General features: G+C 71.7%; 11 protein-coding genes. 6 read left to right on the top strand and 5 right to left on the bottom strand.

Annotation, left to right across the window (positions count from 1 at the left end):
- Nucleotides 1–218: 218 nt before the first annotated feature.
- Complete coding sequence (locus ABD858_RS24595) at nucleotides 219–392, top strand: hypothetical protein (protein WP_345041331.1); 174 nt, start codon at nucleotides 219–221, stop codon at nucleotides 390–392.
- A 63-nt stretch (nucleotides 393–455) separates the two neighbouring features.
- Here the strand turns inward: ABD858_RS24595 and ABD858_RS24590 are convergent, their stop codons facing one another.
- Both ABD858_RS24590 and ABD858_RS24585 read right to left on the bottom strand, forming a co-directional pair.
- On the bottom strand, nucleotides 456–1,256 hold the full coding sequence (locus ABD858_RS24590; protein ID WP_345041329.1) for an inositol monophosphatase family protein: 801 nt from the start codon (nucleotides 1,254–1,256) through the stop codon (nucleotides 456–458).
- Nucleotides 1,257–1,272: 16 nt separating this feature from the next.
- Nucleotides 1,273–2,400 (bottom strand): ferrochelatase, encoded by a 1,128-nt coding sequence (locus tag ABD858_RS24585; protein WP_345041327.1) that lies wholly within the window; start codon nucleotides 2,398–2,400, stop codon nucleotides 1,273–1,275.
- Between the two features lie 146 nt (nucleotides 2,401–2,546).
- On the opposite strand from ABD858_RS24585, the gene ABD858_RS24580 reads away from it, so the two are divergent.
- The 3 genes from ABD858_RS24580 to sepH all read left to right on the top strand — a co-directional run bounded on the left by ABD858_RS24580 (nucleotide 2,547) and on the right by sepH (nucleotide 6,619).
- A complete protein-coding gene (locus ABD858_RS24580; protein ID WP_345041324.1) occupies nucleotides 2,547–3,809 on the top strand; it encodes an MFS transporter in 1,263 nt (420 codons plus the stop codon).
- Nucleotides 3,781–5,088, top strand: coding sequence for a D-arabinono-1,4-lactone oxidase (locus tag ABD858_RS24575; protein WP_345041322.1), 1,308 nt, complete (start codon nucleotides 3,781–3,783; stop codon nucleotides 5,086–5,088). Before ABD858_RS24580 ends, ABD858_RS24575 begins: the two co-directional genes overlap by 29 nt.
- A gap of 460 nt (nucleotides 5,089–5,548) precedes the next feature.
- The gene (gene sepH / locus ABD858_RS24570; RefSeq protein ID WP_345041317.1) at nucleotides 5,549–6,619 is read left to right on the top strand and encodes a septation protein SepH; all 1,071 of its coding nucleotides are present in this window, start codon (nucleotides 5,549–5,551) and stop codon (nucleotides 6,617–6,619) included.
- A gap of 287 nt (nucleotides 6,620–6,906) precedes the next feature.
- Here sepH and ABD858_RS24565 read toward each other — a convergent pair whose 3' ends face one another.
- The gene (locus ABD858_RS24565) at nucleotides 6,907–7,734 is read right to left on the bottom strand and encodes a sulfurtransferase (RefSeq protein ID WP_345041315.1); all 828 of its coding nucleotides are present in this window, start codon (nucleotides 7,732–7,734) and stop codon (nucleotides 6,907–6,909) included.
- Between the two features lie 146 nt (nucleotides 7,735–7,880).
- Between ABD858_RS24565 and ABD858_RS24560 the strand changes: the two genes are divergently transcribed.
- On the top strand, nucleotides 7,881–8,648 hold the full coding sequence (locus ABD858_RS24560) for a VOC family protein (RefSeq protein WP_345041313.1): 768 nt from the start codon (nucleotides 7,881–7,883) through the stop codon (nucleotides 8,646–8,648).
- Between the two features lie 42 nt (nucleotides 8,649–8,690).
- Here ABD858_RS24560 and ABD858_RS24555 read toward each other — a convergent pair whose 3' ends face one another.
- On the bottom strand, nucleotides 8,691–10,061 hold the full coding sequence (locus ABD858_RS24555) for a sensor histidine kinase (RefSeq protein ID WP_345041310.1): 1,371 nt from the start codon (nucleotides 10,059–10,061) through the stop codon (nucleotides 8,691–8,693).
- Between the two features lie 78 nt (nucleotides 10,062–10,139).
- Complete coding sequence (locus ABD858_RS24550) at nucleotides 10,140–10,817, bottom strand: response regulator transcription factor (RefSeq protein WP_345041307.1); 678 nt, start codon at nucleotides 10,815–10,817, stop codon at nucleotides 10,140–10,142.
- Between the two features lie 239 nt (nucleotides 10,818–11,056).
- On the opposite strand from ABD858_RS24550, the gene ABD858_RS24545 reads away from it, so the two are divergent.
- On the top strand, nucleotides 11,057–12,433 hold the full coding sequence (locus ABD858_RS24545; RefSeq protein ID WP_345041305.1) for an AbrB family transcriptional regulator: 1,377 nt from the start codon (nucleotides 11,057–11,059) through the stop codon (nucleotides 12,431–12,433).
- Nucleotides 12,434–12,456: the final 23 nt, after the last annotated feature.

Here is a 12,456-nt window from a genome sequence, read left to right as displayed (position 1 = left end):
GGCGGTGACACACGGGGAAACGGAACGGGAATTCCCTGATTTCCGGGCGAGTTGAGGTTTCTTCGAGGGACGTGCTGGGGAGGACGTCCTCACATCCGCGATCACGCCCCGTATGTGGCATGCCACAACATGCCCAGTCCCCCCAGAGACTCTGCGTGATCGAGCAATCACCACGGGCACACCCCCGTGCCATCGACCCACGACGAGGGGGCGCAACCATGGACGCATTCACCGCAGGTCTCCTGCAGCGCATAAAAGCCACGGAGACCGACCTCACGCGGGCTCGCGAAACGGGCGACGACTTCCTCGTGGAGGTCGAGCAGGCCGCACTGGACGATCTGCATCGCCTCGCCGCCGAGCACGGCGTGGAGGTCGGCGCCGCAGGCGCCTGACCGCGACACGAGGCCCCGGCGCCGCGGGACGGTACCGGGGGGCCTCGTGCGCCCGGCGCCACGTCAGTCGTGCCAGGCGCCGAACTCCTCCAGCAGGGCCTGGAGCGGCTCGAAGACCCCCGGGGTGCCCGCGATCGCCAGTTCACGGGACGGGCGCTCACCGGGGCGGCCACCGGTCAGCGCGCCCGCCTCCCGGGCGATCAGGTCGCCGGCCGCCAGGTCCCAGGCGCTCAGGCCGCGCTCGTAGTACGCGTCCAGCCTGCCCGCCGCGACGTCGCACAGATCGACCGCGGCGGAGCCTCCCCGGCGGATGTCGCGCACCCTCGGGATCAGCCGCTGGGCGACGTCCGCCTGATGGCTGCGCACCGAGTGGACGTAGTTGAAGCCGGTCGAGACCAGGGCCTGGTCCAGCGGCGGGGCGGGACGGGTGCGCAGCCGCCGGTCACCCAGGTACGCGCCGCCGCCGAGGACCGCGTGGTACGTCTCACCGCGCATCGGGGCCGCCACGACGCCCACCAGCGTCTCGCCGTCCCCCTCGGCCGCGATGGACACGGCCCAGGTCGGCAGGCCGTAGAGGTAGTTCACCGTGCCGTCGAGCGGGTCGACGACCCAGCGGATGCCACTGCTGCCCTCGGTGGACCCGCCCTCCTCGCCGAGGATGCCGTCGGCGGGGCGGTGCTCGGCGAGGAAGCCGGTGATCAGCTTCTCCGCGGCGATGTCCATCTCGGTGACGACGTCGATCGGGCTGGACTTGGTCGCGGCGACGCCCAGATCGGCCGGGCGGCCGTCGCGCAGCAGCGCTCCGGCCCGTCCGGCCGCTTCCAGGGCCAGGGAGAGGAGTTCGGAGGTCAGGGGGTCGGTCACGGTCACAGGAGCTCCTCTACGCGTACGGGCTGTCGGCGCCCGCCGCGGCGGGCCTTGCGGCACGGGCCGGGCAGCAGCCGGCGGGGCACAGGTCGTGGCTGGGGCCGAGTGCGCCCAGGGCGCAGCGCTCGGCGGGGACGCCCCGCTCGGTCGCGGCGCGCTCCAGCACCAGGTCCCGTACCGCCGCCGCGAACCGTGGGTCGGCGCCGACCGTGGCGGACCGGGCGACGGGCAGGCCCAGCTCGGCGGCCTTGGCGGTGGCCTCGGTGTCGAGGTCGTACAGGACCTCCATGTGGTCGGAGACGAAACCGATCGGCACCATCACGACCGCGGGGACGCCCGCGCGGTGCCGCTCCTCCAGGTGGTCGCAGATGTCCGGCTCCAGCCACGGGATGTGCGGGGCGCCGCTGCGCGACTGGTAGACGAGCTGCCAGGGGTGCTCGATGCCGGTCTCCTCGCGCACCGCCTCGGCGACGGTCCGGGCCACGTCCAGGTGCTGCCTGACGTAGGCACCGCCCTCGCCGTGCTCCTCGGCCGGTCCCGAGGTGTCGGCGGCCGAGTCGGGGATGGAGTGGGTGGTGAAGGCGAGGTGGGCGCCCGCGCGCACCTCCTCGGGAAGTCCGGCGAGGGAGGCCAGTACGCCCTCGACCATGGGGCGGACGAAGCCGGGGTGGTTGAAGTAGTGCCGCAGCTTGTCGACGCGCGGCAGCGGCAGCCCCTCGGCCTCCAGCGTGGCGAGGGCGCCCGCGAGGTTCTCGCGGTACTGCCGGCAGCCGGAGTACGAGGCGTAGGCGCTGGTCGTGAGCACGGCGATGCGCCGGTGCCCGTCCTGGACCATCTCGCGCAGGGTGTCGGTGAGGTACGGCGCCCAGTTGCGGTTGCCCCAGTGGACCGGCAGGTCCAGCCCGTGCTCGGCGAAGTCCTTGCGCAGAGCGTCGAGGAGCGCGCGGTTCTGGCCGTTGATGGGGCTGACGCCGCCGAAGAGGAAGTAGTGCTGCCCGACCTCCTTGAGCCGCTCCTTGGGGATGCCCCGGCCGCGGGTCACGTTCTCCAGGAACGGGACGACGTCGTCCGGGCCTTCGGGGCCGCCGAAGGAGAGCAGCAACAGGGCGTCGTACGGGGCAGCGTCACGCGGTTCGGGCATGGCAACGATCCTGCCACTCTCCCCCGGGCCGTGCCGGAGGTACCCGCCCTCCGGTCCCGCGCCGCCGGGGCGGCGGAAACCGAGTGAGCACTCGAATTTAACCCCTAAACTGTATGGACCATCTACATGCCTCACCGGAGTGCCCCTTGCCCAGTCCCTATCGTGCGATCTTCGCCACCCCCGGCACCAAGGCGTTCTCCGCGGCCGGTTTCGTCGGCCGCATGCCGCTGTCGATGATGGGCATCGGCATCGTGACGATGGTGTCCCAGCTGACCGGCCGGTACGGCCTCGCCGGAGCGCTCTCCGCGACGCTCGCGATGTCGGCCGCGGTGATCGGCCCACAGGTCTCCCGGCTGGTCGACCGCTACGGACAGGCGCGGGTGCTCCGCCCGGCCACCCTGGTCTCGGTGGCGGCGGTCGCCGGTCTGCTGATCTGCGCCCACCGGGACGCCCCCGACTGGACGCTCTTCGTCTTCGCGGCGGGCGCGGGCTGTGTACCGAGCGTCGGCTCGATGGTCAGGGCCCGCTGGGCGGCGATCCACCACGGTTCGGCGCGCGAGCTGCACACGGCGTACTCGTGGGAGTCGATCGCGGACGAGCTGTGCTTCATCATCGGCCCGATCCTGTCCATCGGGCTCTCCACGGCCTGGTTCCCCGAGGCGGGCCCTCTCGTCGCCGCCGGGTTCCTGGTGGTCGGGGTGTTCTGGCTGACCGCTCAGCGGGCCACCGAGCCGGTGCCGCACCCGCGAGAGCAGCAGTCCGGAGGGTCCGCTCTGCGCTCCCCCGGGCTCCAGGTGCTGGTGGCCGCCTTCGTGGCGACCGGCACCATATTCGGGACGGTGGACGTGGTGACCGTGGCGTTCGCCCAGGAGCAGGGTCACAAGGCGGCGGCGAGCCTGGTGCTGTCGGTGTACGCGCTCGGCTCCTGCCTCGCCGGGGTGGTGTTCGGGCTGCTGCATCTGAAGGGGCCGGCGTCCCGCAGGTGGCTGGTGGGCGTCCTCGCCATGGCCGTGAGTATGATCCCCCTCCAACTGGCCGGGAATCTTCCGCTCCTGGCCGTGGCGCTCTTTGTCGCGGGCCTTGCCATCGCACCCACGATGGTGACCACGATGGCCCTCGTCGAACAGCACGTGCCGCGCAGCAAGCTGACCGAGGGCATGACCTGGACCACTACCGGGCTCGCGGTCGGTATCGCGCTCGGTTCTTCGGCCGCAGGCTGGGTGGTCGACGCTTCCGGGGCGCAGGCGGGGTACGCCGTGGCCGCGGGAGCGGGAGTGCTCGCGGCCGTGGTGGCGTTGCTGGGCCACCGCCGGCTGCGCAGGCCGGTGCCGGAGCGGGAGGGAGCCACCCGACCGCCGTCGAGGGGGAGGCAGGGCACCGATGACCGGAGCAAGGAGTCCATGGCGTAACTGGGCGGGCAATGTCACTGCCCGGCCGGCCCGGGAGGTCACCCCGGCCTCGGTGGAGGAACTCGCCGCCGCGGTGTGCAGTGCCGCGAAGGACGGCCTCAAGGTGAAGGCCGTGGGAACCGGCCATTCCTTCACCGCCGTCACCGCGACCGACGGCATGCTCATACGCCCCGGTCTGCTCACCGGAATCCGCGAGATCGACCGTGCCGCGGGGACGGTGACCGTGCAGGCGGGCACCCCGTTGAAGCGGCTGAACGCGGCCCTGGCCCGGGAGGACCTGTCGCTCACGAACATGGGCGACATCATGGAGCAGACGGTGGCCGGCGCCACCGGCACCGGCACCCATGGCACCGGCCGCGACTCGGCCTCGCTCGCCGCCCAGATCCGGGGGCTCGAGTTGGTGACGGCGGACGGGCGGGTGCTCCACTGCTCCGAGAAGGAGAACGCCGAGATCTTCGCCGCGGCAAGGATCGGTCTCGGCGCCCTCGGCATCGTCACCGCGATCACCTTCGCCGTGGAGCCGCTCTTCCTACTGAACGCCCGCGAAGAGCCGATGAGTTTCGCACGCGTGACAGCGGAGTTCGACGAGCTCTTCACCGAGAACGAGCACTTCGAGTTCTACTGGTTTCCGCACACGGGAAACTGCAACACCAAGCGCAACAACCGCAGCGCGGGCCCGGAGGCTCCGCTGGGCAGGCTGAGCGGCTGGTTCGAGGACGAGTTCCTCTCCAACGGCGTCTTCCAGGCGGTCTGTTCACTGGGCCGGGCGGTACCCGCGACCATCCCGGCCATCGCGAAGATCTCGAGCCGGGCGCTCTCCGCCCGTACATACACGGACATCCCTTACAAGGTCTTCACAAGTCCGCGTCGGGTGCGTTTCGTGGAGATGGAGTACGCCGTTCCGCGTGAGGCCGCGATGGCGGCGCTGCGCGAGGTCAGGGCGATGACCGACCGGTCCCGGCTCAGAATCGGGTTCCCCGTCGAGGTGCGCACGGCTCCCGCGGACGACATCACGCTCTCCACGGCCTCGGGCCGGGACACCGCGTACATCGCCGTACACATGTACAGGGGTACGCCCTTCCAGTCGTACTTCACCGCGGTCGAGCGGATCATGACCGCCTACGAGGGCCGGCCCCACTGGGGCAAGCTGCACACCCGGGACGCGGCATACCTGGCACGGGCTTACCCCCGGTTCGGCGAGTTCACCGCGATCCGCGACCGGCTGGATCCGGACCGGCTGTTCGGCAACGCGTATCTGCGGCGGGTGCTCGGGGACTGATTCCGCGGGGGCTCTTCTCTCACTTCATTTCGCACACCTTGCACGGAAAAGGGATATTTGGGCGAAGTGAATAGTTCCGTTTCTGACGGAGACGTGAAACCGAACTACCACAGAAGGGGCGTATCGCGCCGTAGCCCTCGCCTCTCCTGGCAACTTCGGCGGCGCGCCGGTCCACCCGGATGGCCCGAATGGAGTACTGTGACGAGCCCTGGGAGTGGTCTCCTTCACGGCGAACAGTCCCACGGGAGGGGGCCAAAGAAGGCACTCGAACCGGCGGCGCCGCGGGCCGCACGGGCGCCTGCTGCACAGAGTGACCAAGTCCGTCACTTTGCGTTGCAAACAGGTAACCGTGCCATAGCGGCGTTCCAGGGCCCATGCCCGACACGCCGGGCAACTCGGCAAGGTTGTGGCAGGCTGAACCCGGGCAGGCCACACTCGACTAGCGGAAGCAGCGACGCACGTGACGTCGGCAGGCACCACCCGGGAGGTCCCCATGCCCGAACTGCGTGTCGTGGCCGTCAGCAACGACGGCACACGGCTGGTGCTGAAGGCTGCGGACAACACGGAGTACACGCTTCCGATCGACGAGCGGCTGCGCGCCGCGGTGCGCAACGACCGCCCCCGGCTCGGTCAGATCGAGATCGAGGTGGAGAGCCATCTCCGCCCGCGCGACATCCAGGCCCGGATACGTGCCGGTGCCTCCGCCGAGGAGGTAGCCCAGCTGGCCGGCATCCCCGTCGAGCGGGTACGCCGCTTCGAGGGCCCTGTGCTCGCCGAGCGCGCCTTCATGGCCGAGCGCGCCCGCAAGACACCCGTGCGGCGCCCCGGGGAGAACGCCGGGCCGCACCTCGGCGAGGCCGTCGCCGAGCGTCTGCTGCTCCGCGGCGCCGAGAGGGACTCCGTCCAGTGGGACTCGTGGCGGCGCGACGACGGCACCTGGGAAGTGCTGCTCGTCTACCGGGTCGCCGGTGAGCCGCACTCCGCGAGCTGGACCTACGACCCGCCGCGGCGACTGGTACAGGCCGTGGACGACGAGGCGCGCGCGCTGATCGGTGAGACCGTCGACGCGATCGCGCAGCCCGAGCCGAGCGTCCCCTTCGTGCCGAGGATCGCCCGGCTCCCGCGGGACCGGCCACTCGACCGTGCCCTCGACCGGCAGCTGCCGACGCCCGTCGCGGACACGGGGGACGGCCCCGCCGAGCGGGACTCGCTCACCAGCCTGCTGGAGGCCGTGCCGAGCTTCCGCGGGGACATGGTCGTGCCCGAGCGCACCGCGGAGAGCGAGGCGCCACCGGTGCCGGACGAGCCGACGGAGGAGGCCGAGGCGGAGGAGCCGCCGGCTCCGGCGGCCTCGGCGGGCTCCGCGTACGCGGACGTACTCATGCCGCGCTCCGTGAGCGGCCACCGGGACCGGCTGATCGGCACGACCGACCGCCAGGCCGAAGCGGACGGCGTCCGCCCGGGCCGCCGGGCGGCGGTCCCGAGCTGGGACGAGATCGTCTTCGGCACGCGCCGCAAGAAGCAGGACTGAGCGCACCGGGCCGACCACGCACGCCCGGCCGGCCCGTGTGTCCGGTCCTCGACGGCCGTACAGGCTGAGTGGGGTTGCTGCTGCCGACCGCTCGGCTGCCCGCGCACGCGCCGCTGACGCTGCCCGACGCCGCCTCTCAGCGACCGGCCCTGCCGCCGGGCGCTGGGCGGTCCCCTGAAGCCCGTCCGGCGCTTGAGGACGGACACACCGGCCCGCCTCGCGGTATGCGTCGTCGGAGCCCGTGCGGCGCTTTAGGTCAGGACACGCACCGCTCGGCCGGGCGGCGGTCAGCCCGGGTGGGGGCCCGTCGCCACGGGGCGGGAGGCGTCGGCGCACCACTCCGACCAGGAGCCCACATAGAGCGCCGCACGGAAGCCGGCGATCTCCAGGGCCAGGACCTGCTGCGCCGCGGAGACGCCCGAGCCGCAGTAGACGCCGACCTCCGCGGCCTCGGCCGCGCCCAGGGCCTTGAAACGGGCGGCGAGCGCCTCCGCGGGCAGGAAGCGGCCGTCCTCGTCGACGTTCTCCATCGTGGGCGCGGACACCGCGCCCGGGATGTGACCGGCGACCGGGTCGATGGGCTCGACCTCGCCGCGGTAGCGCTCGGCGGCCCTGGCGTCCAGGAGGAGGCCGGAACGAGCCAGCACCGCCGCGCCGTCCGCGTCGAGGAGGGGCGCGGCGCCGGGGGCCGGGACGAAGTCGCCCTCCGGCGGGGAGGGGATTTCGGAGGTGAGGGGGCCGGTCCACGCCGGGAGGCCGCCGTCGAGGACGCGTACGTCCGGATGTCCCGTGAAGCGCAGCAGCCACCAGGCACGGGCCGCCGCCCAGCCCTGGCCGCCGTCGTACACGACGACGGGCCGGGACGGGGTCACACCCGCACGGCGCATCGCCGCGCCGAAGACGGCGAGGTCCGGGAGCGGGTGGCGTCCCCCCGCGCCGGGCGGGGCGGCCAGTTCCGCTTCCATGTCGATGAAGACGGCTCCGGGGATATGCGCGGTCTCGTAGGCGGAACGAAGGTTCGGGACGCCCATCTGGTAGCGGACGTCCAGGAGCACCGGGGGCCGCGGCCCGGCCGACTCGCTCGCAAGTTCGGATGCGGAGATGATGGCATTCATGGATGCCATCCTCGCGTAGAGCTCTGCCGGAGCCACCCCTCCTGCGGGAACCAGCCAAACGCGGCGCGGCCCGGCCGCGCCGGGCGACAGGTGATGCAAGCATCTGCACGGGCACGTATCCACGACGGTCCGAGGAGAGATTGACGATGACAGCGACCCGTCGCACACCCGGCACCCCCTGCTGGGTGAGCCTCATGGTGCACGGCCTCACCTCGACGCAGGAGTTCTACTCGAGGCTGTTCGGCTGGGAGTTCCATCCCGGCCCGCAGCACCTGGGGCCTTATGTCCGTGCGCTGCTCGGCGGCGATCCGGTCGCCGGTATCGGGCAGTTGCCGCCGGACCGGCATCTGCCGATCGCCTGGACGACCTATCTGGCCACCGACGACGCCGACGAGACCGCCGAGGTCATCAGGTCCTGCGGCGGCACGATCGGAGTCGGGCCACTGGACGCGGAGGAGGCGGGCCGGCTGGCCATCGCCTCCGACCCGGAGGGTGCGGTGTTCGGCATCTGGCAGGCCGCCGAGCACGCGGGCATCGCGGCGGCCGGCCCGCCCGGCACCCCGGTGTGGAACGAGCTGGTGACCCGGGAAACCCTGATGGTCGGGAAGTTCTACCAGTCGGTCTTCGGCTACGACCTGGAGCCGGTCGTGTCCGCGGATTTCGACTACACGACCCTGCATCTGCTGAGCCGTCCGGTGGCCTCCCTGCACGGAGTGGGCAACGCGCTTCCGCGCGACCTGGGCGCGCACTGGATGACGTACTTCGAGGTGGCGGACACCGACGAGGCCGCCCGGCGGGTGGAGGAGCTCGGTGGTCATGTCCTCCATGAGCCCAGGGAGGCGGCGAGCGGCCGGCTGGCGACCGTCGCGGACCCGGAGGGCGCGGTGTTCACGATCGTACAGTCGAATCACTGACGTCGCGCTCAGCGTAACCAGGTCGACGTGGCCCACCGCCGGTCAGCTCCCACCCCGCGCGTGCGCCGGCGGCAGCCGCACAACGAGACGGGCACCACCGAGCCCGCCCTCCGCAGGCGGCGGATCCTCCTCGGCGCATACGGCGCCCCCGTGGGCGGTGACGACCTTGTCGACAATGGCAAGGCCGAGGCCTGAGCCGCCCGCCTCACGGGAACGGGCCTCGTCCAGGCGGGTGAAGCGCTCGAAGACATGGGCGCGGTAGGCGGCCGGGATGCCTGAGCCGTCGTCGCTGACCGTGAGCTCGACGAGGCCAAGGCGTACGCCGAGCGCCACCTGCACCTGGTCGACGGCGTGACGGCGGGCGTTGTCGAGAAGGTTGCGGACGACACGGCGCAAGGCCTCCGGGTCCCCCCGCACCCGCCCGGCCGAGACCCGGCGGGCATCGATGCGGGTGGAGGTCAGGCGTCGCTGGCGCCTCACCTCTGCGAGGACGACCTCGTCGAGGTCGACCACGGTGTCCGGCCGTTGCGACGCGGGATCCTCGCTGCGGGCCAGGGCAAGAAGGTCCTCGACGAGATCATTCAGCCGTAGGGCGTCCTCAAGCAGGCTCGCGGCGGCGAGAGGGTCACGCCTCGGGTCGGGATAGGCGGCCATGACCTCCAACTGGGCGCGGATCGCGGTGAGCGGGCTGCGCAACTCGTGGGCGGCGTCGGCGACGAAGCGTCGTTGCGCGGCGGACGCCTCGTCGAGCCGGGCGAGCATGTCGTTGAGCGTGACGGCCAGCGCGTGGACCTCGTCCTGGGAGGCCGGCAGGTCCAGGCGGCGGTGCAGGTCAGTAGCCCCGATGTCGATGACCTGGCGGCGCAGCGTCTCCACCGGGCGCAGAGTACGTCCGGCCGTGCGCGAGACCGTCCACGCGACCAGCGCGGTCAGCGCCGGAGCACCGATCGCGAGGCCGGTGGCCAGGCTGGAGAGGGCGGACTCGGCCTGGCGGAGGGACACCGCCGCCACAATGGTGGCCGGACGCCCCTCGACACGGACCTGCCGGCCCACGACCCGGAAGTCGCCCCCATCGCCGATGTGCAGGCTGGGCAGTGTGGCGGCGTGGCCCTCGGTGACCTCCGCCGGCAGCGGGTGCGGGAAACCGCTGGGCATGCCGGGGCGGATGTCGTCGTCGGAACTGGCCAGCACCCGTCCCGCGGAGTCCATGACCTCCACCACGTCCGCGTCACCGCCGTTGGAGGGGATGCGCACCTGCAGTGGGTGGTACTGGACGAGGGACGCGACATCGGCGACGCGTTGTCCTGCCGTACCGTCCAGGTTGCTCCACATGGAGTGTTTCAGGCCGAACAGCAGGCCGAGACTGGCCACGATCATCGCCGCGGCCACGATCGATGTGGCCCACAGGGTCACCCGCTTCCGCAGGGTGAGCCTGCAGGAATGCCGCGGCCACCGGCCCGCCAAAGCGCCGAGGGGCAGGCGTCGCACGGCTCAGCCGCCCTTGCCGTCCAGACGGTATCCGACACCGCGCACGGTCTCGATGGCCGAGCGGCGGTACGGGGTGTCAATCTTGCGCCGAAGGTAGCCGACGTAGACCTCGACGATGTTCGGGTCACCGTCGAAACACGCGTCCCAGACCTGGGTGAGCAGTTCGTGCTTGCTCACCACGGTTTCGGGGTGCTGCAGGAGGAACTCCAGCAGGCCGAACTCGCGTGGTGTGAGGGCCAGGACGTCCGCGCCGCGGCCGCAGCGGTGGGAACCGGGGTCCAGCCAGAGGTCCCCGGCCCTCAGCACGGCCGGGCGTTGCGGGGAACTGCGGCGCAACAGTGCGCGGATGCGGGCCAGCAGCACGACGAAGGAGAAGGGCTTGGTGAGGAAGTCGTCGGCGCCGAGATCGAGTGCGTCCGCCTCGTCGTACTCGCCGTCCTTGGCGGTCAGAACCAGCACCGGTGTGGTCACGTCGTCGACTCGCAGCGCGCGGCAGACATCGTAGCCGTTGCGTCCCGGGAGCATCAGATCGAGGACGATCACCGCGTAGTCGTTGTGGCGGGCCAGGGCCAGGCCCTTTTCGCCGTCATCCGCGATGTCCACGCCGAAGCCTTCGGCGCGCAGACCTCGTTCGACCGCGGCGGCGATATGCCGTTCGTCCTCAACCACCAGGACCCGCACGCCCGTCTCCTCGTGCACCCACCGGGTTCGGCCGACAGGCCGAACCCCGTCTACGAGTCTAGTTCTGGATCGGTCTGCGATTCCAGATCGACTCGCGTCGGTGAATCGTCGGCTCTCAGCGTGCTCTCAGCGGCTCTCAGGCTCCACACAGCAGGCTTCCCGCACTGTAGGGAGTCCTGTGATCTCGTGCGACGCGGAGTCCACGAGATGCGCCCACCCACTCGACGAGAGGCGTCCTGTTGGCTCCGACTCCCACACTCCAGCGAGAGCGGTCGTCCGTTCCCGCTGCCGGCGCCGCGCCCGCACCCGGCCCCGACGAGACCCGCCGGCCTCGACCGGCACTCGCCGGACGCTGGGCACTGATCGTCGTCGGCGCGTACGCCGCCGGCCTCGTAGCCTCCGTTCTTGGCGTTCCAGCGCCCTACCTGCTGTCCTCGTTGCTGGTCGGCGCCGCACTGGCGGTGTCCGGCATGGTGCGCGACCGGATACCCGGACCGGCCAACCGTGCCTCCCAGGCACTGGTGGGCGCGCTCATGGGCAGCTACCTCACGTGGTCGGCGCTGCGCTCGGCGGCGCCCGTCGCACTACCGCTGACGGCCGTAACCGGGGCCACGATCGCGCTCAGTGTCGCGGTCGCCTGGTTCATGGCACGCCGGGGACAGATCAGCCGCCCCAGCGCAGTCCTCGGCACCATGCCCGGCGGCTCGGCGGCGATCGTCACCTGCGCCGATGAACTCAAGGCCGATGTACGTCTCGTCGCGTTCAGCCAGTACCTGCGGGTGGGACTCGTCGCGACCACCGCCCCACTGGCCGCCCACTGGATGACCTCCGCCTCACCCGCGGGCGCTCCGGGCCCGTCCGCCGCCGGGAATGGAGCATCCGGCGGCCTCCTCCACCTGGTCGCGGGGGCACAGCAGGTGACAGGCATACTCACCCTCGCTGCCATCTGTGTCGCGGGCGCCGCAGTCGGCCGCCGGCTGCGGCTGCCCACGCCCGCGCTGATCGGTCCCATGCTCGTGGCCCTGGCTGCCACCCTCAGCGGTGTCCTGCCCGGCTTCGCCCCGACCGGGGTCCTGCAGAACCTCGTCTTCGCGTTGGTCGGTCTGGACGTCGGGGTGCGCTTCACTCGCGAGACCCTGATACGCGTACGGCGTCTACTGCCATCCGTCGTGACGGCGACGGCAGCCGTCTGCCTCGGATGCGCGGGGCTGGCCTGGCTCTTCTCTCGGACGACCGGTACCCCCTTCATCGACGCCTACCTCGCGACCACCCCGGGAGGGATCAACGCAGTCCTCGCCACAGCCGTCTCCTCCCACGCCGACGTCGCGGTCGTCGCGACCGTACAGAGCCTGCGCCTCCTCGCCGTCGTTCTCGTCACCCCGCTGATCGTCCGCCGGCTGACGCCAGACTTCACACCTCCAGGGCCAAGCACGGGCCTGAGCAGGGTGCGGCGATGGGTGACGGGCACCGGGTGCGCCCCGAAGGCGGGGGCGGGTCTCGTCCATGCGGGCAGGATCGCACCGACCACTGCATACCGGCGATCCGGCGCTGTCCGCTCCTTGTCGTCCCCGCTCAGCTTCCAGCGCAACTTCGTGGCGGCCCAGACGGAGGCGTAGGTGTGGCGACCTTGTCCGAGCGC

The sequence above is a fragment of the Streptomyces sannanensis genome (assembly GCF_039536205.1).
Classification (GTDB): Bacteria; Actinomycetota; Actinomycetes; order Streptomycetales; family Streptomycetaceae; genus Streptomyces; species Streptomyces sannanensis.
The sequence above is the reverse complement of the archived record's forward strand: the minus strand, read 5'-3'. Positions and strand labels throughout refer to the sequence as shown.